Origin of the sequence: Nocardioides cremeus, from assembly GCF_030518195.1 — a bacterium.
GTDB classification, from domain to species: domain Bacteria; phylum Actinomycetota; class Actinomycetes; order Propionibacteriales; family Nocardioidaceae; genus Nocardioides; species Nocardioides cremeus.
The window spans coordinates 212,624-234,321 of the sequence record NZ_JAULSC010000004.1 but is presented as its reverse complement, the minus strand read 5'-3'; the positions used below and the strand labels follow the sequence as shown (position 1 = coordinate 234,321).

The window sequence follows — 21,698 nt, the reverse complement described above, 5'->3', positions numbered from 1 at the left end:
GTCCCTGGGCCCATGTGGTCGTCTCGTGGCAGTGTGACCGGCATGGGCCTCGTGGACTACTCCTTCGCCGATGACACCGCACGCATCACGCTGGTCGACCCCGAGCGCGGCAACCCGCTCCACCCAGCGTCGGTGCACGAGCTTCGTGGCGCCGTACGTCGTGCGGGCGCCGATCAGGCTCGGGTCATCGTGCTGGCCGCGACGGGTCGTTTCTTCTGCGTCGGTGGCGACCTGCCGGCCTTCGCCGGTGCTGCCGACATGGGTGAGCTCGTCGACGACCTCGCAGCGGAGCTGCACCAGGTGATCTCCGAGCTGGTGCGCTCGGAGGCGATCGTCGTCTCGGTGGTGCAGGGAGCGGCGGCGGGGGCCGGATTCCCACTGGCGATGGCGGCCGACCTCGTGGTGGCGGCCGACGCGGCTTCCTTCACCTGTGCCTACACGAAGGTCGGGTTGAGCGTCGACGGGAGCACCAGCCTGCTCGTGCACAGCATCGGACTCCACCGAGCACTGCGTCTGGCCCTCCTCAACGACACGATGACAGCAGAGGAGGCACACCTGGCCGGGCTCGTGGCGAGGGTGGTGCCTGCCGCCGAGCTGGACGCCGCAGTCGACGACGTCGTCGCGCGAGTGCTCACCAGCGCACCGGTGGCCCTCGCGCTCACTAAGCGGCTCCTGCGCGACGTGGCCGAGCCGGCGCCCGAAGGTGCGATGCGGCTCGAGGCCATCGGCATCCGCGCGGCGGCGACCACGTCGGACGCACGCGAGGGCGTCAGCGCGTTCGTGGAGAAGCGGGCGCCCCGCTTCGGACCTCAGCAGCACTGACCTCAGGCTAGGCGCTCGCGGCAGGCGCATCCCGCTTGACTTGACCGTCACTTGGTCTTCGGATGCGGACCAGAACCGGTGTCTCAGCACGCCTAATTGACGTCGCGAGCACGCCCGCATCTGCCTCTTTGGGCGGCATTACGACCCAATTGGGAGTATCGTTTGACGACAACGTCAAAAACGTGTGACTCTGCTCACGCTCGATCTCTCGGGCGAGTGATCCTTCGCCAGCACGTCACATGACTTTCCGTTGAGGAAGCAAGGGAGCCCCCGATGAAGAACCGCACGAGGCACGCAGCCGCAGTCGCCGCACTGACGCTGGCCGCCGGCTTGCTCACCGCCTGTGGAGACGACGGTGGTGCCGATGGCACCGACCCCGGTGACGGCAGCGCGAGCAGCGGCGAGCCCACGATCAAGATCATGAATATCGGGCCGACCGGCACGCCGGCCACGAACTTCGCCACCGACACCGTTGCCCAGGCCTACATCGACCAGCTCAACGCCGACGGCGGGATCAACGGCGCCGACGTCGAGATGGTCTACTGCAACGGCAAGTACGACCCCAACGAGGCCACCGCGTGCGCCCGCGAGGCCGTGCAGGAGGACGTCGTCGCCCTCGTCGGCGGTTTCGCCGGCTTCGAGGAGGAGGTCTTCAAGGTCATCGAGCCGGCCGGAATCCCGTGGATCGGCGCTCCGTCGTCCACGCCGGCGGCGCTGACGAGCGAGCTCTCGTTCCCGGTCTGGGCAGGCGCCCTGGGCTACGTCTACCTCGGCGGCGTGGCTGCTCAGACCTGCGAGTCGCCGACGCCGGTGATCCTCGACACCGCTGCCGCCGCAGGGGTGCTCACCTTCGGTGAGGGCGCGCTCGCGGCCGCGGGCAAGTCCTTCGCCGACCCGGTCAAGGTCGCCCAGACGACCGTCGACTTCACGCCGGTCGCCCAGGCCCTTGACGGCGCCGACTGCGCCTTCACTGCTCTGCCGACCTCCATGTACGCGCCGCTCGTGGCTGCCATGGACCAGCTCGGTGTCAGCTCGCGCATCCTGGCGCCGGCAGCGACCTTCGACAACGCCGTGGTCGACAGCTTCGGCGAGCAGCTCGAGGGATCGGTCATCTCGGGCAACTTCCCGACCCTGGACGACCCGGCCTGGGCCGATGCGGTGGCCGCGGTACCGAGCGACCTCGACTTCAGCGGTGAGGTCCTCCAGCTCACCTGGGTGGCGATGAAGGTGTTCAGCGAGGTGGTTGCGACCATCGACGGCGAGGTCACCGCCGAGTCCGTTGCCGAAGCCATGAGCGCGGCCTCGGCGGTCGACACCGGCGGCATCACCCCGCCCATCGACTTCACCACTCCGCTGCCCGTGCCGCCGCTAGCGCGCACCTTCAACACCACGGCGGTCCCGAAGACGGTCAGCGGCGGCGAGCTGGTCGCTCAAGGCGACCCCGTCGACCTGGGGCCCGCCATCGCGGCGGCTCTCGGCGGCTGAGGCCCGCGCCAGCACACCAAGGAGCTCCGACGACGGCGGGGTCACCTGACCCCGCCGTCGCCGGCACCATCCGCCCAGTCAGCAACAACCGTGGGAGTCGCAGTGGGACCGAGTCACGTCACGAACCCGCCCGAGGAGCTCAGCACACGTCGCCCGGCGCCCGTGGCGATCTCGACCGACCACCTCGTGGTGCGCTACGGCGCGGGGAATGCGGCCGTGCACGACGTGAGCCTCGAAGTACGCCGCGGCGAGGTCGTCGCGTTGCTCGGGGCGAACGGCGCCGGCAAGACCTCGACCATCCACGCGTTGGCCGGAGAGGTGCCGGCCGCCGGCGGCACGGTGCTGGTCAGTGGAGAGAAGACCTCGGCACCGCTCCACCGGCGCGTGCGGCAGGGCATCGGCTTGCTGACCGAGGAACGCTGCGTCTTCACCGGCCTCACGGTCCGCGACAACCTCCGCCTGGGACGTGGAAGTGTGTCGGATGCCCTCGACCTGTTCCCCGAGCTGCACGACCACGTCGACCGTCCGGCAGGTTTGCTGTCAGGTGGTCAACAGCAGATGCTCGCGCTCGGCCGGGTGCTGGCGGCACGGCCGTCGGTGCTGCTTGCCGACGAGCTGTCGCTGGGTCTGGCACCGGTGATCGTCCAGCGGTTGCTGAAAGCCGTGCGCGCTGCCGCTGACAGCGGGGTTGCCGTCCTGCTCGTCGAGCAGCACGTCCACCTGGCCATCGAGGCGGCCGACCACGTCTACGTCCTGCGCCGCGGCAAAGTCGTCCACGACGGGGCCGCCGCACCCTTGCGCGGTGCCCCCGACGCCATCGCCGAGCTCTACCTCGACCGCGCCGAGGAGCGTGCCTCATGAGTGACTTCGTCCAGTTCGCAGCCCTGGGACTGGGGTTGGGATCGGTCTACGCCCTGCTCGCCGTCGGGCTGGTGCTGATCTACCGCGGCTCGGGAACCATCAACCTCGCTCACGGGCACTTTGCCGTGCTCGCCGCCTTCCTTTTCGTGGAGCTGCGCGACAACCGGGGCCTGAGCACCGCCGTGACCCTGGTCTTGGTCGTCCTCCTCACCGCCGCGGTCGGCGGCTTGGTGCAACTCTGCGTGATGCGGCCCTTGCGCGGGGCCAGCCCGATATCGCGGGTGATCGCCACGCTGGGGGTCCTCACGGTCGTCAACGAGAGCCTGGCTCTCGCGTTCGGTGCCGAGCAGCAGGCGACCGAGCCGCTGCTGCCCACGGAGACCGTGCAGGTCGCGGGCGTCGTCCTCGGACGGCAGTCGCTCTACCTCGCGGTGATCGCCGTGCTCGTCGTCGCCGCACTCGTGGCGAGCTCCCGCACCCGCTTCGGCCTGGCACTCACCGCCTCCGCCGAGAACCCCCGGGCGGCCCGCGCCCTGGGGTGGTCACCCGAGGTCCTCGCGATGGCTACGTGGATCGTCGGCGGCGCGCTCGCCGGCCTCGCCGGGTCCCTGGTCTTCTCCACGACCTCCGGCTACTTCACGCTGGGGGGGCTCTCGCTGCTCATCGTCGGCGCGCTGGCAGCGGCTCTGTTCGCCCAGTTCAGGTCCTATCCGATGGCGCTGCTCGCCGGGTGGCTGCTCGCGATCGTGCAGAGCGAGGCCATGCAGTACACCGACATCACCGGCGTCTCTGACGCCATCCCGTTCATCGCGATCGTGGTGATGCTCGTGATCCGGGGGCGCGGTCTCCCGGTGCGCGGCACGACCGCCGACCGGCTCCCGAGCGTGGGCAACGGACGGGTGCGGGCGGTGCCGGCACTGGTCGCGACCGGGCTGCTGGTCCTCCTGATGCAGACCACCTGGAAGCTGGACTACGACCTGCTCCAAGCGATCGTGGTCTCGATGTCGGTGGGGATCGTGGCACTCTCCATCGTCGTCCTGACCGGGTACGCCGGGCAGCTGAGCCTGGCCCAGATGGCACTGGCGGGCGTCGGCGCCTACGCCGCGGGCCGGCTGGTCGACGCACAGGGCTGGACCTTCGGACCGGCGTTGGTGGCGGGTATCGTCGCGGCCGGACTGGTCGGTCTCCTGCTCGGCCTCCCGGCCCTGCGCACGCGCGGGGTCAACCTGACGGTGGTCACCTTCGGGCTGGGCTTCGCCGTCTACGCCGTCCTCTTCAGCAGCACCGAGCTCACCGGAGGAACCGACCAGACACAGATTCCCTTCCAGACCCTGTTCGGCCTCGAGATCGACCCCGTCCTCCACCTGCACACCTACGCCAGTGTGTGCGTGGTCGCTTTCGCGCTCGTCGCGCTGCTCATCGCGAACCTGCGTCGCGGTCGCGTCGGGCGCCGGCTGCTGGCTGTCCGCGTGAACGAGCGGGCGGCGGCCTCCATCGGGGTGAGTGTCTTCGCGGCCAAGCTCTATGCCTTCTCCCTCGCTGCCGCCATCGCAGGACTGGGTGGGGTGCTGCTGGCGTTCTCGTACTCCACGATCCTCTATGCCAACCTGTTCGGGCCCTTCTCCTCGATCAACGTGATGACGGTGGCCGTGGTCGGGGGCGTCGGATACGCCCTCGGGCCCGCACTCGGCGTTCCGCTGGTCACGGGCGGGGTCGGGACCATCATCGCCGCGCAACTCTCCGAGAGCATCGATGCTTACGTCCCGCTCGCCGGTGGCGTGATCCTGATCCTCTTGCTCATCGCCAGCCAGAACGGCGCTGCCGCAGCCATCAGCGCAGCGATTCCCGCCCGACTGCGCGCCTGGAGGTTGCCGCTCGGGGGCCGCCCGGTTCACGAGGTCGCGACACCTCGCCAGGTCGAACCGATCGAGTCGCACTCACTCACCGTCAGCGGCGTCGTCCAGCGATTCGGTGGGGTCACCGCCCTCTCGGAGGTGTCCCTGTTCGTGGAGCCCGGCAAGGTCCTGGGCCTCCTGGGACCCAATGGTGCCGGCAAGACCACCCTCGTCGACGTCGTCACGGGCTACGCCAGCCCGGCGCAGGGACGCGTGCTGCTCGGGAAAAGCGACATCACCTCGTGGTCTGCGACCAAGCGGGCGCGCGCCGGCCTCGGCCGTACCTTCCAGAGCCTCGAGCTCTTTGACGATCTCTCGGTGCGCGAGAACCTTCTCGCCGCCTCGGACCAGCGCGACGCGCTGGGCTACGTCACCGACCTGTTCTGGCCGGGTCGCGGTCGACTTACCACCACGGCCGCGGCTGCGGTGGAGGAGCTCGGTCTCGGCGACGTCCTCGACAAGCTCCCCACCGAGCTCTCCTACGGGCAACGCCGCCTGGTCGCCATCGCTCGGGCCGTGTCCACGCGGCCCTCGGTCCTCCTCCTCGACGAGCCGGGAGCGGGCCTCGACGAGTCCGAGACCGCTGAGCTGGGTCACCTGATCCGGCGTCTGGCCCACGAGTGGGGCATGGGAGTTCTGCTCATCGAGCATGACGTCGCGATGGTGCTGCGGACCTCCGACGACGTGGTGGTGCTCGACTTCGGACGCACGATCTTCACTGGTGCGCCCGGCCGGGTCAGCGACGATCCGACCGTGCGCACCGCCTACCTCGGCCTCCCGGCCACGGCAGACGTCTGACGGCCCCGACGAGGCCTCCGACGTGGGCTCCGCGTCAGCGGATCAGGAAGCTCGCACGGCGACGAACAACCCGTGGCTCTCGGCGCACACCACGTCACCGTGCCGGATCTCTCCGCGCATGACCCGCTTGCGGCCGTCCTCCGAGTCCAGCCACACGGCCAGGTCGAGGGGGACGTCGCCTGGCGTCGGGTTGCGGTAGTCCACGTGCAGGAACGCCGTGCGGGACCACGGCCGCCCCCCAGCGCTGCACAGGAGTCCGAGCACCTCGTCGAAGACCAGAGCCACGGCGCCGCCGTGCGCCACCTGCCCGCCGAGGTGGAAGTACTCGGTGAACGTCACCGTCGCCTCAACGCGGTCGGCGCTGACGCGATCGATCGTCAGGGGCGGCACGAGGGTCTGGCCACGGTCCGGCAACCCGAGCTGCCGTGCGAAGGGTGCCGGTCCCACGCCCGCCGAGGCTCGGAGCTGCTCGCTGATCGTGCTCAGGCTGTCGGTGAGCTCGAGCATCGTGGCGCGATCCGGCTCCGCGTCGACGATCGCGTCCTGGACGCTGCGCAGCGAGGCGAGCAGGTCGCCGTACGCCGTCACGTCGGAGGGGTCGGTGAGTGGCTCGGTGTCCGGGACCCAGCTGGAGTCGGCGAACGGTGCGGCGGCGGTCATGCCACCTCGATCACGACGGCGCCGGCCTGGCCCCCGCCCGCACACATCGCGGCAACCGCGATGCCGCCGCCACGGCGGCCGAGCTCGTGGGTAAGGGTGGTGAGCATCCGGGCGCCGCTGGCAGCGACCGGGTGGCCGAGGCTGCAGCCGCTGCCGAAGACGTTGACGCGGTCCTCGTCGATGCCATGGACGCGACATGCGGCGAGCGGGACGGAGGCGAAGGCCTCGTTGATCTCCCAGAGCTCGACGTCGGTCATCGTCAGGCCGGCGCGGTCGAGGATGAAGGGGATCACGTCGACGGCACCCATCCCGGTAAGTGACGGGTCGACACCGATGGCCCCCCAGGCACGGACGTGAGCCAGGGCCTCGAGCCCCTCACGACTGGCGACCTCGGCGCTCGTCAGGGTCAGTGCCGCCGCGGCGTCGTTGACGCCGCTGGCGTTGCCGGCGGTGACGCTGAAGCCATCGATCTCAGGGTGCAGCGGCTTCAGGGCGGCGAGCTTGTCCAGCGTGGTGGTGCGCCGCGGGCCCTCGTCGACTGCAAACTCGACCACGGACCCGTCGGCCTGAGGCACCTTGACCGTGACGATCTCGTCGTCGAATGTGCCGGCGTCGATCGCCGCGACGGCGCGCATGTGGGAGCGATAGGCCCAGGCGTCCACCTCGTCGCGACGGAGCCCCACCTCGATCGCGGGGGCCCAACCGGTCGTGATGGTGACGTCGTCGCCGGGACCCTCGGCGTACGGGTACGTCGGCGGGATGCCGACGCGCGGCTCAGTCGATCCAGGGACGCGCCAGTGCATGGTGGGCATCATCGAGGTCGACATCGCGCCGCCGGCGACCACGACACGGTCCATCCCGGCCCGGATGCTCGCCGCGGCGTTGCCCACCGCGGTCAGGCTGCCCGCGCAGTGCCGGTTGACGGCCTGCCCGGGCACCCGGGTCAGACCGAGACCGACCGCGGCGTGGCGAGCCAGGTCGCCACCGCCGTAGAGCGACTCGGCAAGGATCACGTCGTCGACCAGGTCCGCCGACAGTCCAGAGCGGGCGATCGCCTCGCCGACAGCCACCTGGGCGAGGTGCTCGGCGGAGGTGTCCCGCAGGGTTCCCTTGAAGGCCACCCCGATCGGAGTTCGTACGGCACTGACGATGACGGCCTCGGACATGCGAGCTACCTCTTCCTGGGGTGGGTGCGTGATCGCGCGGTGCGTCTTAACACCACGGGCACATCCAGCATCGCTTCAATTGACGATATCGTCAACTATGGCGCTTCCGCGACAATAGCAGCCACGATCTGTTGAGCCGTGGAGCCCGTGGTGAAACCGCTGAACCGCACCGATCTCTCGCGGAACTGCCACCGGCCCTCCGCGCGCTCCAGGTGGTCGCGGTAGGTGCCCCAGTGGTCGATGCCGTGCGGGGCGAAGAAGGCGAAGACGCTGCTGGCGGTGGCGTGGTCGTCCTCGACCTCGACCAGTCGGGAGCCCACGTGGTGGAAGCCCGGAAGGAGACGTCCTGCCTGTGCCATCTGGATTCCTTGCTCCGTGGCGAAGGCCATCACCCCGGCGGGCCCGACGAACGCCCGGCCGGCCACCCGTAGGACGCCGTCGTCGGCGAAGAGCGAGGCGAACTCCTCGACGCGACCGGCGTCGCCGTAGGCGGTGTAGCGCGCCAGCAGGTTCTCGATCTCGCAGCGGGGGTCGGTCATCGCAGTGTGACCAGGTGGGGGCCGAGGCGCTCCAGCTCCTGCAGGCAGTCAGCCATCGACCGCGATGCGCACTGCCAGGTCAGCCATCCGACGCCGGCGTCGCGAAGCGCCGGGGTGTGGCGCTCGAGGTAGGACACCAGCGCGTCCGCGGTCCCGACGCCGTACGGGGCGAAGCAGACCTCGACCTGCTCGTCGCGACCCAGCTCTCGGCGTTCGGCCTTGATCTCCGTCACGCCGCGGGCGAGCTCGTCCACCGAGGACAGCACGTCGGTGCCCGTCACTGCCGCGGAGGCTGCACCCTGCTCGAACGGCATCCACCCGTCGGCGAGCTCGGCGACGCGTCGTCGTGCGCGCTTGCTGTTCCCGCCGATCCAGATCGGAGGCCCTCCGGCCTGCGCCGGCCTCGGCAGCATGACGTGGGAGTCGGTCGAGCCCGTGGGTTGAAAAGGCTCACCCGACCACGCCGTGCGCAGGTTGGCGATGGCAGTGTCGAAGCGAGCGCCACGTCCGGCGAAGTCGGCCTCGAGGGCCGCGAACTCGGAATCCACGTAGCCGGCACCCATGCCGAGGACGACCCGACCGCCGGAGAGTAGGTCGAGGCTCGCAGCGGCCTTGGCCGTGACGTAGGGGCTGCGATAGCCGGCGATGGCGAGGTTGGTCAACAAGGTGGTTCGACGCGTGCTGGCGGCCATGAAGGCGAGCCCGACGAACGGGTCGAAGGAGTGGTGGCCGCCACGGGCCAGCCATGACTCGGCCGGAACGGGATGGTCGGTCGTCGACACGGCAGCGAACCCGGCCGCCTCGGCCGCGGCGGCGAGCTCGCCGAGACCTTCGGTCCCGGTCCACTCCGCGTAGTGCTTCACGGCGCGGGTCGGCATTTGGAAGTTGATCTGCATCGAGGCTCCTCATGGGTCACGACGAGCGCGACCGCCTCCACCGCAGTGGTGGAGGCGGTCGCGAAGGGTGAGGTCAGGACGTCCGCGGGAAGCGGAACAGCTCGCGGGCGTTGGTCTCGGCGATCTTGGTGACGACGTCGTCGGGCACGTCGGCCAGGACCTCGCCGGCGCGCTTGCGGCTGTTGGGCCAGTTGGAGTCGGAGTGGGGGTAGTCGATCTCGAGCATCACCTTGTCGTGACCGATGAGGTCGAGGTTCTTCACCCCGAACTCGTCGTCGATGAAGCAGCCCCACAGGTGCTTCTTGAACAGCTCCGAGGGTCGGCTGTCGAAGTCGATGTTCTTCATGTAGTGCCGGTGGCGCTCCCAGACGAAGTCGGACCGCTCGAGGATGTAGGGGATCCAGCCGATGCCACCCTCGGCAAGTGAGAACTTCAGATTGGGGTGCCGCTGCAGCGCACCGGAGAAGAGCAGGTCGACCGTCGTCCACATCAGGTTGCTGGAGAACAGTGTGATCGCGACGGCGAACGGCGCGTCCGGCATCCGCATCTGTCCGGGCACGGCCTGCATGCCGGAGAAGGAGAACCCGGGAACGTACCCGGAGGAGCCGAAGTGCAGGGAGAGCACCATGTCGGTCTCCTCGCAGGCCCGGAAGAAGGGGGTCCACTCCTCGCTGTGGAAGCTGGGGAGGCCGAGCGGGACAGGGCTGTCGGGGAACGAGATGGTTCGCGACCCCATGGCCGCGGTCCGGTAGACCTCGGCCGTGGCGAGCTCGATGTCCCAGATCGGGACGATGCTCATGGGGATGTAGCGGTCCGGGTAGGCCTGGCACCACTCCTCGGCGTAGTAGTCGTTCCATGCCTGCACCCCGAGGTGGGCGAGCTCCTTGTCCTCGGCGCGGAAGAAGACGCCACCGCCGAAGCCCGGGAACGACGGGAACAGCATCGCGGCCTGGACGCCGTCGAGGTCCATGTCCTTGACGCGGGCGGCCGGGTCGTAGCACCCGGGGATCATGTCCTCGTAGCGAACGGGGTCGAGCCCCCACTCCTCCGGCGGCTTGCCGGCGACCGCGTTCAGTCCGACGGTCGGGAAGACGTTGCCGTCGTAGACCCAGATGTGCTTGTCGTCCTTCTCGATGATCCGCGGGCCACGCTCCTTGAACTTCTCCGGCAGACGGTCCTGCCAGACGCGGGGGTGCTCGATGAGGTGGTCGTCGACCGACACGATCTGGTGGTGCTCCTGCAGCGGCATGGCGGATCCGTCTCCCTGGATTGATGGGTGGATGTGCTGGACATGTGGTGTGAGTCACGTCCACCATAGAGGCAGTTGACGATTTAGTCACATACCCGTCAGGATTCTCTCCAGGAGGCTGCGATGAGTGAACCGACCCCGGTCGAGCGCGAGGACGAGGACGACCACGACCTGCTCACCTACGGCGAGGCGGGCTTCCGCCTCTACGAAGCAGTACGTGACCAGCGAGCCCTGGTACAGCGGCTTCGCGAAGCCGGGTCGCCCGGGGTCGACGCAGCCGAGACGCGTTTGAGCGGCTTGCAGGAGGCGGCCGACCGCAACTCTCGCCAACCGATCAACGACGAAAACTTCGAGCGGTTCTTCGGGTACCCGGGGTTCGCCAAGCGCAATACGAAGGGCCAGGACTGACGACGGTGTCAACTTCGCTGGACGTCGCCCCGGGGCCGGTCTCGACGCTCGATGAGCTGCGCGGGGAGGTCCGGGCGTTCCTCGCCGGCCAGACGTTCACCCCGCGGTGCGACCCCTGGGTGCGCGGCTTCGACCCGGGCTTCTCCCGAGCCGTGGGGGAGCGGGGCTGGATCGGGATGACCTGGCCGACCGAGCGCGGAGGTGGAGGCTCCTCGAACGTCGAGCGGTGGGTGGTGGCTGAGGAGTTGCTGCGCGCGGGCGCCCCGGTGGCCGGCCACTGGACGGCCGACCGCCAGACCGGCCCCTCGTTGCTCCGCTTCGGCACGCCGGCCTTGCAGGCTGAGCTGCTCCCCGCAATCCGGCGTGGGGAGGTCGTCGTCGGGCTCGGGATCAGCGAGTCGGAGGCCGGCTCCGACCTGGCCGCCCTGCGCACCGGCGCGAAGCGTGTCGACGGAGGGTGGGAGATCAGCGGCACCAAGATCTGGTCGTCCTCGGCTCACCACGCCACGCATGTCTACGTCCTGGCTCGCACTGACTCCTCGGGCTCACGGCACGACGGGATGACCGAGTTCCTGATCGACGCCGGCGCTGCGGGCCTGGAAGTGCGCCCGATTCTGGACCTCACCGGCGAGCACCACTTCAACGAGATGCACTTCGACCGGGTCTTCGCGCCCGACGCCCGCGTCCTCGGCGAGGTCGGTGCCGGCTGGAAGCAGATCACCGACCAGCTTGCCTTCGAGCGCGGCGGGCCGGATCGCTACCTGAGCACCTACCCGCTGGTGCGCGCCATGCTGCGCCGGCTGCGACGTGCGCCGGACCGGGCGGCTACCGAGCGTCTGGGGGCTCTCACCGCTCGGCTGGTCGGGCTGAGGCGGCTCGGGCTGGAGTTGGCCCACGAGCTTGACTCTGGCCGGGCGCCGAGCCAGAAGGGGGCTCGGCTCAAGCTGCTCGGCACGCTCTTCGAGCAGGACGTAGTGGAGACGGCGCGCTACGTCCTCGATGTCTGCGGGGCCGAGCCTGAGGACCTCGCCCTGTTGCACGACGCCATCCAGGTGGCACCCGGAGCGACCATCCGCGGCGGCACCAGCGAGATCATGCGCACCGTGGTGGCGAGAGCAGAGGTCGGCCGATGACCTGGAGTGCTGACCTGGCGCCGGTGGTCGACGACGTCCTGTCCGCCACGCCCCCCGAACGGCTCTGGGAGACCGTCGTCGCCCTCGACTGGACCACCGTCGGCGTCGACGAGACCGCCGGAGGCGCCGGAGGCGACGTGCGCGACCAGGCGGAGCTCGCCGGGGGCGCCGGGCGCCACGCGATCGGGATCCCACTGTGGGAGACCGCTCACGCGGCGTGGGCGATGACTCGAGCAGGGCTCGAGCTGCCTGAGCGCGGTCAGCCTGCGGTCGTGGTGACCGACCCCTCCCGCGCGGTCGCGTGGGGCGATCACGACACCGTGGTGTTGCTGGTGCACGCCGACTCGCTCATGAGAGTCCCGGCGCGATGCAGGATCGCACCCGATTCCGCAACCCTGGCGGGGGAGCCCGCCGGTCTCCTGGACCGCGACGCCGCGGCCCCGGGCGACATCGGCGGCGTGTCCCTCGATACCGCTCTGGCCGAGGAGATCCGGGGCCGTGGGGCTCTGCTGCGGGCCGCAGCCCTTCACGGCGCGATGCACTCAGCCTGTGAGCTCACCCGCGAGCACGTGCAGAGCCGCGAACAATTCGGCCGTCCACTCGCCTCGCACCAGGCCGTCGCCCACGCCCTCGCGACCATGGTGCTCGAACGTGACCGTGTCCGGGCCGGCATCGACGAGGCACTGGACCGCGGCGGGCCGGGACCGGCTGAGGCGGCGCGCGCCGCGGCAGCAGCAGCGGCAGGTCAGGTCGCCTCGGCAGCCCACCAGCTCCTTGGCGCGATGGGAACCACCCGCGAGCACTCCTTGCACCACTTCACCCGACGGCTGTGGTCGTGGCGTGACGCCGACGGCAGCCAGCACACGTGGGAGCGGCGGGTTGGAGAGCTCGCGCTGGCCGGGGACGACGACGACGCCCTGTGGAGTCTGGTCACCGGTTGAGCCGGACCTGCCTCGAACGCTGCAGCGGACGCAGCGAGATCTTCGCGTCCTACTCCATCGACCAGCGCGAGACCGACGGCCCCGACGGCTACCGGCGCCGTCTCGACGAGGCCAAGGGCGCACTGCCCGACGACCTCGCGATCCGGAACCGCCAGGTCTTCGTCGACCCGCTCGCGCTCGCGACGTCGGAGGGTCGCGGGTTCCGCGCCATCCGGCGGTGGGCCGACCAGTTCTTCCCCGCCGATGCGGAGCACACGCTCACCCGCAGGTCAGCTGAGCACCGTGACGGCTGACTGGGCTGACCGACCTGTGCCCCCTCAAGATCGGCTCTGACCATGTCGTCAGCACTGCGGCAGGGCCTCCCGGGCCCCGACCTCACCGGCGCCTTGAGATTCACGTCACGAACTACTTGGCAGTTTCGTCAAGTTTGGCTAGTGTCCTGAGTCACAGGTGACCGAGACGCGTCGCCTCGGCCATTCGAACCCGGCGCAACGGTGCGTCGACCGACCCAGAGGTGCCTGACATGAACACAGAGCAGACCCCGTCCCCCGTCCTCGACGGAATCAAGGTGGTGGAAGTCGCCGCCTGGACGTTCGTGCCGACCGCCGGCGCCGTGCTGGCCGACTGGGGCGCCGACGTGATCAAGGTCGAGCACCCCGAGACCGGCGACCCGCAGCGTGCCCTGATCAGCTCCGGCGTCGTAGCCGGCGCGGGGTCGGTGAACCACTTCGTCGAGCAGCCCAACCGCGGCAAGCGCAGTGTTGGCATCGACATGCGGACCCCGGAGGGCCTCGAGGTCCTCATGCGCCTGGTCGAGACCGCCGACGTCTTCATCACCAACATGCTCCCGAGCTCGCGCAAGAAGCTCGGGATCGACGTCGACGCGGTCCAGGCCCGCAACCCGAAGATCATCTACGCCCGGGGGAGCGGTTACGGACCCCAGGGGGATGAGGCCGACCGGGGCGCCTACGACCTCGCCGCCTACTGGTCGCGCGGCGGCATCGCAGACGGCTACACGGGCATCGGCGCGGAGTACCCGCCTGCGCAGCGGCCTGCCTTCGGTGACCTGTTCGGCGGGTTCGCGATCGCCTCGGGCGTCGCCGCGGCTCTGTTCAAGCGGGAGCGCACCGGCGAGCCGTCGGTCGTCGACGTCTCCCTGCTGCACCTGGCGATGTGGCAGGTCTCGACCGACATCGTCGGCGCCGGGGTGACCGGCTCCGCCATCCCCAAGTTCGACCTGGCCGACATGCCCAACCCGGTAGCCAACATCTTCCGCACAGGTGACGATCGACACGTCTCGTTCGTGCTGCTCCAGGCGGACAGGTTCTGGGAGGGCTTCTGCACCCGGATCGGTCGACCCGACATGGTCGCCGACGAGCGGTTCAACGGGATGGGGCCGCGCTTCGTCAACCGGGCAGAGTGCATCGCCGAGATCCGCGGCGAGTTCGCCAAGCACCCGCTGGAGCACTGGGAGAAGGCCTTCGCCGACTTCGATGGAGTCTGGGACGTCGTCAAGACGCCGGTCGAGCTGCACTCGGACCCGGCTGCGATCGCCAACGGCTACCTGCCCCAGATCGACTCCGGCAACGGTGACACGTTCGCCTTGGTCGACAGCCCGGTCCAGTTCGACCTCCGACCCAACGCCAAGACTCGTGCCCCCGAGCACGGTGAGCACACCGAGCTGGCCCTGGTCGAGGCGGGCTACGACTGGGACGAGATCGCCGAGCTGAAGAAGACCGGCGCCATCCGATGACGGTCCCGTCGGAGGCGAGCGTCGAGGTCGACCCGCACGCGGCCGCCGTTCACGCGGTGCTGCACTGCAACTTGAACAGCCCCGACGCCGCTGGCGCAGCCGCCTTCTGGGAGCAGCTCGCCTTCACCCGGCGGATGCGCAACCAGAGCGACGACACCGATGCCCGGTTCCTCGGACTCGGGGAGCACACCGCCTCCGACACCTGGTTCATGTACGACGTCCGCGGACCGCGCGCGGCTCCGGCGATCGAGATCTGCGAGTGGACCGACCCGCCCGTCGAGCCGCGGACGCCCGGAGAGGCCGCCCGCGCGGTGGGCTTCACCGGACTCGGTGTCCGCGTCGCCTCGCTGGGCGAAGAGACCGGGGACTCGGCCTACGTCAGTGAGCAGCCGCGGCACGCGGCCTGGGTGCGTGGGCGGCTGCGCCAGGCCCAGCACGTCGCCGCACCCGACGGCGTGACGGTCGAGGTCGTCGAGATCGACCCGCCCGCGGGCGATCCGGAGGACCAGGGCGCGGCCTTCTCGCACGCGCGCCTGCGCTGCACCGATCTCGAGGCCACCGTCGCCTGGTATGAGCGATTGGGGTGGCGCGTGGTCGAGCCGAGCGAACCTCGCGTCGACGGGGTCTCGCTCGTGGTCGACGAGGACCCGACCTTCTCCTTGGAGCTTGAGGTCGACCCCGACGCGGTGCCCTCGACGATGCAGGCCAACACGCAAGGGGTCTTCCGCATCGCCCTCGGGTGCGAGGACGTGCCCGGGGCGGTGCAACTGCTGCGGGCCGCCGGCGTCGAGGCGCCCGACGCGGTTTTCACCGCGATGCCGGACGTGCCGACCGGCGGCTTCAGTGTCGCAGTCCTGCGTGACCCCGACGGCACCATGGTCGAGCTGGTCTCGCGCCCCCGCGCGGAGGTGCGACGACCGATGGAGCCTGCCGGATGAGCATCTCCGTCGCCGAGCGCGCCGAGCTGCGCGAGGTCGTGCGCCAGCTCGTCGAGAGGCGCTCCTCCGAGCCCGACGTACGCCGGGTCATGGCGTCGTCGACCGGCCACGACGTCGAGCTGTGGGCCACCATGGCCGGCGAGATCGGTCTGCAGGGACTGGCCGTTCCCGAGGAGCACGGCGGCGCCGGTGCCGGCTGGGCCGAGGTAGCAGTGGTAATGGAGGAGCTCGGCCGTGCACCGGCCTGCGTCCCCTTCCTGGCCACGGTCGGCTTGGCGCTCCCCGCACTAATCGCCGCCGGCGGCGAGGCCACGCGGTGGCTCCCCGGGATCGCTGACGGCACCCTCGTCGCGACCGCCGCGGTCCTGGGCGCACCCCGAACCGGACCCGACGACGTGCCGGTTACGGCCGAGCGGGTGGGGGGTCAGTGGTTCCTCAGCGGCACCGAGCGCTACGTCCTCGACGGCGCCGGCGCCGACCTGGTGCTGGTGCCCGCATGCAGCGGTGACCAGGTGGGGCTCTTCGCGCTCGAAGGTGGCCGAGGGCTCAGCGTGGAGACGGTGCGGACCTCCGACCAGACCCGCCGCTTCGCACACCTCACCTTCGACCACGCACCGGCCGCTGTGGTCGGCGCCGTCGACGACGGGCTGCAGCTGGTGGACCGCGCCCGCGAGATCGCCACCCTGTTGCTGGCCTGGGAGCAGGTCGGCGGTGCCAGTGCCACGCTCGACATGGCCGTCGCCCACGCCCGCACGCGCCACCAGTTCGGCCGTCCGATCGGTTCCTTCCAGGCCGTCAAGCACCTGTGCGCCGACATGCTCGTCGCCATCGAGACGGCCAGGGCCGCCGCCTGGGGCCTGCTGCGATCGGTCCAGGCCGAGACCGACGACCTGGGCCTGGTCACCGCGATCGCCCGCACGGTGTGCAGCGAGCGCTACGACTTCTGCGCCACCACCAACGTCCAGGTGCACGGGGGCATCGCCTTCACCTGGGAGCACCCCGCCCACCTGCACCTCAAGCGGTCCCGTGGCTCCGCCGTGCTGCTGGGCTCCGCGCTCGACAACCGTGAGCTCCTCACCGGCCTGGTGCCGGTGCTCACCACCACGAAAGGTTCCGGCTGATGACTCAAGTGCCCATCGCTCCCGATCTGTTCACCTGGCCCTCGGACGACCCCGCCCTGATCGCAGGTCGCTCGTCGGACGGCGTGCTCGTATTCCCCTACCGCAAGCAGAAGCTCGTCGAGGGGACTCGCGAGGAGCTGGAGAAGGTCGAGCTGCCCCGCCACGGCACCTTGTGGAGCTTCACCACCCAGCGCTTCCGGCCGCCCGCACCGCCGTACGCCGGCGCTGACGACGCCGAGAGCTTCGAGCCGTTTACGGTGGGTTACGTCGAGCTGCCCGACGCCCTGCTGATCGAGGCGCGGCTGACCGAGCCCGATCACGAGAAGCTCTCGATCGGCCAGAAGATGGAGCTGCGGATCGTGCCCTTCGGCACTGACGCCGACGGCAACGAAACGATGATCTACGCCTTCGCGCCGGTCGGCGCCGCGGATCGAGGAGCGAACTGATGAGCACCCCTGACGTCGCCATCATCGGCACCGGCCTGCACCCGTTCGGCCGCTACGAGGGAAAGTCCGCCCTCCAGATGGGGGAGGACGCGGTCATCGAGGCCCTCGCCGACGCCGGCGTGGCCTGGGAGCAGGTCCAGGCCCTGTGGGCCTCCAGCATGGAGGTCACCAACCCCGAGGCCATCCTCGGTCTCCTCGGTCGCACGGGCATCCCGGCACGTGCGACGTTCACCGGCTGCGCGTCCGGCGGCACCGTGCTCGCCCAGGCCGCCAACGCGATCCGCATGGGTGACGCCGACATCACCGTGGCGGTCGGGATGGACAAGCACCCTCGTGGGGCGTTCTCCGCCCACCCCTCGGTGGCCGGGCTTCCGGACTGGTACGGCGAGGCGGGGTTGTTCCTGACGACCCATTTCTTCGGCCTCAAGGCCAACCGCTACCTGCACGACCACGGCATCAGCCACGAGACGCTGGCCCGGGTGGCGGCGAAGGCGACGCGCAACGGCGAGCGCACCCCGCACGCGTGGCGCCGCAAGCCACTCTCGGTCGAGGAGATCATGGCCTCGCCGGTGCTGAACTATCCCCTGCGCCAGTACATGTACTGCAACCCCGACGAGGGCGGTGCCGCGGTCGTGCTGTGCCGCGCCGATCAGGCACACAGGTACACCGACACGCCGCTGTACCTGCGTGCCAGCACGCTGTTCAGCGGCCGGGACGGCGCCTTCGACCTCCTCAGCCCGTCCCTGCCACTGGCGGCCCAGCCGAGTCCCACCGTGTTCGCCTCCAAGGCCGCCTTCGAGCAGGCCGGCCTCGGGCCGAGCGACGTCGACGTCATTCAGCTCCAGGACACCGACGCCGGCTCGGAGATCATCCACATGGCCGAGAACGGCTTCTGCGCCGACGGCGACCAGGAGCGCCTGCTGGCCGACGGTGAGACAGAGATCGGCGGGTCGTTGCCGATCAACACCGACGGTGGCCTGATCGCCAACGGCGAGCCCGTCGGCGCCTCCGGGCTACGCCAGGTCTACGAGCTCGCCAACCAGCTGCGGGGCCGCTGCGGCGAGCGGCAGGTCAGCGACGCCAGGGTGGGGTACGCCCAGCTCTACGGATCGCCGGGCACCGCAGCCGTCACGATCGTCTCCACCTGAAGTGGATATGCAAACCGCCGAGTCGTTCCGCTCCGAGCTGCGCGAGTGGCTCTCGCAGGCGCCGCGGCCCGAGGGGCTGCACGACTACGGTCCCACCCCGCTGGACACCGAAATGGTGGCCGCCCGCGCATGGCATGCCCAGCTCGCTGCGGCGGGCTACGCCTGCCTGCGCTGGCCCGTGGAGCACGGTGGGCGGGGTGCCTCGGTGGCCGAGCAGGCGATCTTCGCCGAGGAGACGGCTTACGCCGACGTGCCACGCCAGCTCAACATCGTCGGGCCGGACCTGGTCGGTCCGGTGCTGATGCGCTACGGGCGCCCGGACCAGCAGGAGCGCTACCTGCCGCGGATCGTCAGCGGCGAGGACATGTGGTGCCAGCTGTTCAGCGAGCCCGACGCCGGCTCGGACCTGGCGGGCGTCCGCACCCGCGCTCGTCGCACCGACAGCGGCTGGGCGGTCGACGGTCAGAAGGTGTGGACCAGCGGGGGAGCCAGCGCAGAATTCGGCATCCTGCTCGCCCGCACCGGCGGTCCCGGGCACGGCGGGCTGTCGGCGTTCGTGGTTCCGATGCGTGCCGCCGGGGTCGAGGTGCGTCCGGTGGTGCAGATCGACGGGGAGAGCAAGTTCAACGAGGTCTACCTCACCGACGTGCGTCTCGACGACGACGCCCTCATCGGTGACGAGGGCCAGGGCTGGGCCGTGGCGATGATGACTCTGGGCAACGAGCGGCTGTCCTTGGGCGCGAACGCCGTCGGGATGTTCCGGGCGCTCGGCGACATGGCGGCCGCCGCGGGCGAGCGCGGCCGCCTGGGCGCGGCGCAACAGGCCTCGCTCACCGACCTGTGGGTCAGGACATGGATCCTGCGCACGACCTGGGAGCGCGCGATCGCCGAGGGGGCCGAGCCCGGGGACGCCTCGTTCTCGGTGCTCAAGGTGATGGCCTCGGAGACCTACCGCGACATCGGCAACGCCGGCGTGGAGATGCTCGGTCTCGACGCCCTGGTCAGCGAGGACCACGAGCCGCTCGTCCAGCGGATGCTCGTGGGGCACGCCCAGACCTTGCTCGGTGGCACCAGCGAGATCCAGCGCAACATCCTCGCCGAGCGCCTGCTCGGTCTGCCTCGCGAGCCCCAACTCACCCGATGATGGCGGAGCAGTGAGCCTGGCCGCACTCCTCACGCCGGGGTGCCGCGTCGCGGTGGCGGACGGCCTCGGCGCGCCGCGCTCAGCGTCGGCCGAGCTCAGCCGGGCGGCCGCCGGGGTCGGTGGTGTGCAGCTCGTGCTCGGGTGGCTCCCGACACCCGACCCCGACCTCGACCTGACGTCGTACCACGACGTAGCGGCCCTGATGGGCGGCTGGGGCATGCGGGACGCCATTCGCGCGGGCTCCGCGCGCGGCATCCCTGTGCGCTGGTCGCAGGTGCCCGGCTTGATGCAGGGCCGCCTGCGGCCCGACATCCTGCTCGCCGGAGTCGTCCCCGCCCGCGACGGTGGCCTGACCTTCGGCTCTGAGGTGTCGTGGATGCACGCCGCGGTCGCCGCAGGCGCGCAGGTCGCAGCGGTCGTCCACCATGGCGCACCCCGAGCGTACGACGGTCCGTCGCTGCCGGCCGAGCACGTCGTGGTCGTAGGGGAGTCGAGCGTGCCGCTGACCCCGTTGGGCTTCACTGCGCCCGACGACGTCCACCGCGAGGTCGCCGACCGGGTTGCCGGTCTGGTGCCGGCGGGCGCCCGGATCCAGGTCGGGCCAGGAGCGCTGGGCAGCGCGATCATGGCGGCGGTGACAGTGCCGGTGCGCGTGGACTCCGGGTTGCTCGTCGACGGGATCCTCGACCTCGAGCGGCGCGGTCTCCTGCTCGGGACCCCGATCGGCACCTACCTGGCCGGCGGCGAGGAGCTGCTCGCGTGGGCTGACGGCCGCGGCCTGCTCCACCCGGTCGAGCACACCCACGACCCGACCAGACTGAGCACCGGGGAGCCCTTCGTCTCGATCAACACCGCGCTCGAGATCGATACCCAGGGCAACGTCGGGATCGAGGGTCCCCCCGACAAGCCAGTGGCGAGCCCGGGCGGGCACCCCGACTACGCGGCAGCCGGAGCCCGATCCGCCGAGGGGCTGTCGATCATCGCCCTGCCGACCGCCCACCGGGGCCGGCCGGCGCTCGTCGACCGGCTCTCGGGGCCGGTGACGACGCCCGGTCACGACGTCGACGTCGTGGTCACCGAACGAGGCACGGCAGACCTCCGCGGTCTCGACCGAGTCGGCCGGTCGCGGGCGCTGACCACACTCTGGGAGTGACCCGCGTCAGACGCCCCAGCGCTCGAGCAGGCGCTCGTAGTAGACCGCCGGTCCGCCGAACATCAGCTGGGACACCTTGGCCCGCCGGAAGTAGAGGTGGGCCGGGTGCTCCCAGGTGAAGCCGATGCCACCGTGCACCTGGATGGTCTGCTGGGCGATGAACATGAACGCCTCGGAGCAGACGGCGTGTGCGACTGCTGCGGCCTCCCCCGCGGGGGGTGCGTCGGGCAGGCCGTCGACAGCGCGGGCGGCCTCGGTTGCAGCGGCTTCGGCGACCTCAAGCCGGGTGAACATGTCGGCGCACATGTGCTTGACCGCCTGGAAGGAGCCGATCGGTCGCCCGAACTGCACACGCTGGCGGGCGTAGGCCACGCTCATCTCGAGGCAGGCGCGGGCCGCTCCGACCTGCTCGGCAGCCAGGGCGGCGGTGGCGCGGTCGAGCAGGTGCTCGAGGGCCGCGGTGCCGTTACCCGGCCGACCGAGGGCGGCGGCCGGCGTCCCGGTCAGGGTCAGGCGGCCGACACGACGGGTCGGGTCCAAGGCCCTGAGGCCGGTGACCTCGAGGCCGGCCGCACCCGACTCGACCAGGAACAGTCCGGGTCCGTGCGGAGTATCGGCGGCGACGACGTAGAGGTCGGCCCCCACGGCGTCGAGCACAAGAGATTTCTCCCCGTCGAGCGTCCACGAAGCCTCCGCGTCCTCGCGGGCGCGGGTCGTGAACCCGTGGGTACGCCACTGGCCGTCGGTCTCGATGACCGCGAGCGTCGCGAGGGTGGTGCCTGCGGCGATTCCGGGAAGGTGCGCGGCCATCGCGGACTCGTCCTGGGCAGCGAGCAGCGCGCCAGCCCCCAGGACGACCGAGGAGAAGAACGGCCCTGGCACGAGGGCCCGGCCGAGCTCACGCAGCGCTACGCCGAGCTCCACCTGACCGAACCCGGCACCCCCGTGATGCTCGGGCACGGCCAGCGACTGCACCCCGACCTGATCGGCGAGCTGACGCCACACGCTCGCGTCGTAGCCCAGGTCGGACTCCATCACCTCGCGGACCCGCGACTCGTCGGACTTGTCGGCGAGCAGGGACCGCACGGAGAGCCGCAGGTCCTCCAGCTCCTCGGCGCCGGCGATAGCTGTGGTGGTCACGG

The 21,698-nt window shown here is 70.5% G+C and carries 21 protein-coding genes; 15 read left to right on the top strand and 6 right to left on the bottom strand.

Going from position 1 to position 21,698, the window contains the following annotated elements; all coding sequences use genetic code 11:
- Window positions 1-42 precede the first annotated feature (42 nt).
- From QWJ41_RS06785 to QWJ41_RS06770, 4 genes are all read left to right on the top strand, one after another.
- Window positions 43-822: an enoyl-CoA hydratase/isomerase family protein gene (locus tag QWJ41_RS06785; protein WP_302706732.1), complete on the top strand. Its 780-nt coding sequence runs from the start codon at window positions 43-45 to the stop codon at window positions 820-822.
- Window positions 823-1,095: 273 nt separating this feature from the next.
- The gene (locus QWJ41_RS06780; protein WP_302706730.1) at window positions 1,096-2,307 is read left to right on the top strand and encodes an ABC transporter substrate-binding protein; all 1,212 of its coding nucleotides are present in this window, start codon (window positions 1,096-1,098) and stop codon (window positions 2,305-2,307) included.
- 162 nt (window positions 2,308-2,469) lie between these two features.
- Window positions 2,470-3,168 carry an ABC transporter ATP-binding protein gene (locus tag QWJ41_RS06775; RefSeq protein WP_302706729.1) on the top strand — a complete coding sequence of 233 codons (699 nt, stop codon included), beginning with the start codon at window positions 2,470-2,472 and terminating at the stop codon, window positions 3,166-3,168.
- On the top strand, window positions 3,165-5,861 hold the full coding sequence (locus QWJ41_RS06770) for a branched-chain amino acid ABC transporter permease/ATP-binding protein (protein ID WP_302706728.1): 2,697 nt from the start codon (window positions 3,165-3,167) through the stop codon (window positions 5,859-5,861). Before QWJ41_RS06775 ends, QWJ41_RS06770 begins: the two co-directional genes overlap by 4 nt.
- A gap of 42 nt (window positions 5,862-5,903) precedes the next feature.
- Here QWJ41_RS06770 and QWJ41_RS06765 read toward each other — a convergent pair whose 3' ends face one another.
- The 5 genes from QWJ41_RS06765 to QWJ41_RS06745 form a co-directional block, all read right to left on the bottom strand.
- Window positions 5,904-6,521, bottom strand: a complete 618-nt coding sequence (locus tag QWJ41_RS06765; RefSeq protein WP_302706726.1) for a PaaI family thioesterase — start codon at window positions 6,519-6,521, stop codon at window positions 5,904-5,906.
- Window positions 6,518-7,687: a thiolase family protein gene (locus QWJ41_RS06760; RefSeq protein ID WP_302706724.1), complete on the bottom strand. Its 1,170-nt coding sequence runs from the start codon at window positions 7,685-7,687 to the stop codon at window positions 6,518-6,520. Before QWJ41_RS06760 ends, QWJ41_RS06765 begins: the two co-directional genes overlap by 4 nt.
- A 95-nt stretch (window positions 7,688-7,782) precedes the next feature.
- A complete protein-coding gene (locus tag QWJ41_RS06755) occupies window positions 7,783-8,226 on the bottom strand; it encodes a nuclear transport factor 2 family protein (protein ID WP_302706722.1) in 444 nt (147 codons plus the stop codon).
- Entirely contained in the window at window positions 8,223-9,122 is a 900-nt protein-coding gene (locus QWJ41_RS06750; RefSeq protein ID WP_302706721.1) for a TIGR03619 family F420-dependent LLM class oxidoreductase, read from the bottom strand. The genes QWJ41_RS06755 and QWJ41_RS06750 overlap by 4 nt, the downstream gene beginning before the upstream one ends.
- A 73-nt stretch (window positions 9,123-9,195) precedes the next feature.
- Window positions 9,196-10,371: an amidohydrolase family protein gene (locus QWJ41_RS06745; RefSeq protein ID WP_300402108.1), complete on the bottom strand. Its 1,176-nt coding sequence runs from the start codon at window positions 10,369-10,371 to the stop codon at window positions 9,196-9,198.
- Between the two features lie 123 nt (window positions 10,372-10,494).
- Between QWJ41_RS06745 and QWJ41_RS06740 the strand changes: the two genes are divergently transcribed.
- The 11 genes from QWJ41_RS06740 to QWJ41_RS06690 all read left to right on the top strand — a co-directional run bounded on the left by QWJ41_RS06740 (window position 10,495) and on the right by QWJ41_RS06690 (window position 20,556).
- Window positions 10,495-10,779 (top strand): hypothetical protein, encoded by a 285-nt coding sequence (locus QWJ41_RS06740; protein ID WP_302706719.1) that lies wholly within the window; start codon window positions 10,495-10,497, stop codon window positions 10,777-10,779.
- A 5-nt stretch (window positions 10,780-10,784) separates the two neighbouring features.
- The gene (locus QWJ41_RS06735) at window positions 10,785-11,912 is read left to right on the top strand and encodes an acyl-CoA dehydrogenase family protein (RefSeq protein WP_302706718.1); all 1,128 of its coding nucleotides are present in this window, start codon (window positions 10,785-10,787) and stop codon (window positions 11,910-11,912) included.
- Complete coding sequence (locus QWJ41_RS06730; RefSeq protein ID WP_302706717.1) at window positions 11,909-12,853, top strand: acyl-CoA dehydrogenase family protein; 945 nt, start codon at window positions 11,909-11,911, stop codon at window positions 12,851-12,853. Before QWJ41_RS06735 ends, QWJ41_RS06730 begins: the two co-directional genes overlap by 4 nt.
- A complete protein-coding gene (locus QWJ41_RS06725; RefSeq protein ID WP_302706715.1) occupies window positions 12,850-13,146 on the top strand; it encodes a hypothetical protein in 297 nt (98 codons plus the stop codon). The genes QWJ41_RS06730 and QWJ41_RS06725 overlap by 4 nt, the downstream gene beginning before the upstream one ends.
- Before the next feature lie 230 nt (window positions 13,147-13,376).
- Window positions 13,377-14,606: a CaiB/BaiF CoA transferase family protein gene (locus tag QWJ41_RS06720; RefSeq protein ID WP_302706713.1), complete on the top strand. Its 1,230-nt coding sequence runs from the start codon at window positions 13,377-13,379 to the stop codon at window positions 14,604-14,606.
- Window positions 14,603-15,544, top strand: a complete 942-nt coding sequence (locus QWJ41_RS06715) for a VOC family protein (protein WP_302706712.1) — start codon at window positions 14,603-14,605, stop codon at window positions 15,542-15,544. The genes QWJ41_RS06720 and QWJ41_RS06715 overlap by 4 nt, the downstream gene beginning before the upstream one ends.
- Window positions 15,541-16,665: an acyl-CoA dehydrogenase family protein gene (locus tag QWJ41_RS06710; RefSeq protein WP_302706711.1), complete on the top strand. Its 1,125-nt coding sequence runs from the start codon at window positions 15,541-15,543 to the stop codon at window positions 16,663-16,665. Before QWJ41_RS06715 ends, QWJ41_RS06710 begins: the two co-directional genes overlap by 4 nt.
- Window positions 16,665-17,111: a Zn-ribbon domain-containing OB-fold protein gene (locus QWJ41_RS06705; RefSeq protein WP_302706709.1), complete on the top strand. Its 447-nt coding sequence runs from the start codon at window positions 16,665-16,667 to the stop codon at window positions 17,109-17,111. The genes QWJ41_RS06710 and QWJ41_RS06705 overlap by 1 nt, the downstream gene beginning before the upstream one ends.
- A complete protein-coding gene (locus QWJ41_RS06700) occupies window positions 17,111-18,259 on the top strand; it encodes a thiolase family protein (protein WP_302706708.1) in 1,149 nt (382 codons plus the stop codon). The genes QWJ41_RS06705 and QWJ41_RS06700 overlap by 1 nt, the downstream gene beginning before the upstream one ends.
- A 7-nt stretch (window positions 18,260-18,266) precedes the next feature.
- Window positions 18,267-19,403, top strand: a complete 1,137-nt coding sequence (locus tag QWJ41_RS06695) for an acyl-CoA dehydrogenase family protein (protein ID WP_302706706.1) — start codon at window positions 18,267-18,269, stop codon at window positions 19,401-19,403.
- A gap of 10 nt (window positions 19,404-19,413) precedes the next feature.
- Window positions 19,414-20,556: an acetyl-CoA hydrolase/transferase C-terminal domain-containing protein gene (locus QWJ41_RS06690; RefSeq protein WP_302706705.1), complete on the top strand. Its 1,143-nt coding sequence runs from the start codon at window positions 19,414-19,416 to the stop codon at window positions 20,554-20,556.
- Window positions 20,557-20,562: 6 nt separating this feature from the next.
- On the opposite strand, the gene QWJ41_RS06685 is transcribed toward QWJ41_RS06690, so the two are convergent.
- Window positions 20,563-21,696 (bottom strand): acyl-CoA dehydrogenase family protein, encoded by a 1,134-nt coding sequence (locus QWJ41_RS06685; protein WP_302706704.1) that lies wholly within the window; start codon window positions 21,694-21,696, stop codon window positions 20,563-20,565.
- Window positions 21,697-21,698: the final 2 nt, after the last annotated feature.

Bases quoted from the DNA above. Each gene is read 5' to 3' on its own strand.
- QWJ41_RS06785 (WP_302706732.1), top strand. From the start codon at position 43: ATGGGCCTCGTGGACTACTCCTTCGCCGATGACACCGCACGCATCACG.
- QWJ41_RS06780 (WP_302706730.1), top strand. From the start codon at position 1,096: ATGAAGAACCGCACGAGGCACGCAGCCGCAGTCGCCGCACTGACGCTG.
- QWJ41_RS06770 (WP_302706728.1), top strand. From the start codon at position 3,165: ATGAGTGACTTCGTCCAGTTCGCAGCCCTGGGACTGGGGTTGGGATCG.
- QWJ41_RS06765 (WP_302706726.1), bottom strand. From the start codon at position 6,521: ATGACCGCCGCCGCACCGTTCGCCGACTCCAGCTGGGTCCCGGACACC.
- QWJ41_RS06760 (WP_302706724.1), bottom strand. From the start codon at position 7,687: ATGTCCGAGGCCGTCATCGTCAGTGCCGTACGAACTCCGATCGGGGTG.
- QWJ41_RS06755 (WP_302706722.1), bottom strand. From the start codon at position 8,226: ATGACCGACCCCCGCTGCGAGATCGAGAACCTGCTGGCGCGCTACACC.
- QWJ41_RS06750 (WP_302706721.1), bottom strand. From the start codon at position 9,122: ATGCAGATCAACTTCCAAATGCCGACCCGCGCCGTGAAGCACTACGCG.
- QWJ41_RS06745 (WP_300402108.1), bottom strand. From the start codon at position 10,371: ATGCCGCTGCAGGAGCACCACCAGATCGTGTCGGTCGACGACCACCTC.
- QWJ41_RS06740 (WP_302706719.1), top strand. From the start codon at position 10,495: ATGAGTGAACCGACCCCGGTCGAGCGCGAGGACGAGGACGACCACGAC.
- QWJ41_RS06730 (WP_302706717.1), top strand. From the start codon at position 11,909: ATGACCTGGAGTGCTGACCTGGCGCCGGTGGTCGACGACGTCCTGTCC.
- QWJ41_RS06720 (WP_302706713.1), top strand. From the start codon at position 13,377: ATGAACACAGAGCAGACCCCGTCCCCCGTCCTCGACGGAATCAAGGTG.
- QWJ41_RS06715 (WP_302706712.1), top strand. From the start codon at position 14,603: ATGACGGTCCCGTCGGAGGCGAGCGTCGAGGTCGACCCGCACGCGGCC.
- QWJ41_RS06710 (WP_302706711.1), top strand. From the start codon at position 15,541: ATGAGCATCTCCGTCGCCGAGCGCGCCGAGCTGCGCGAGGTCGTGCGC.
- QWJ41_RS06705 (WP_302706709.1), top strand. From the start codon at position 16,665: ATGACTCAAGTGCCCATCGCTCCCGATCTGTTCACCTGGCCCTCGGAC.
- QWJ41_RS06700 (WP_302706708.1), top strand. From the start codon at position 17,111: ATGAGCACCCCTGACGTCGCCATCATCGGCACCGGCCTGCACCCGTTC.
- QWJ41_RS06695 (WP_302706706.1), top strand. From the start codon at position 18,267: ATGCAAACCGCCGAGTCGTTCCGCTCCGAGCTGCGCGAGTGGCTCTCG.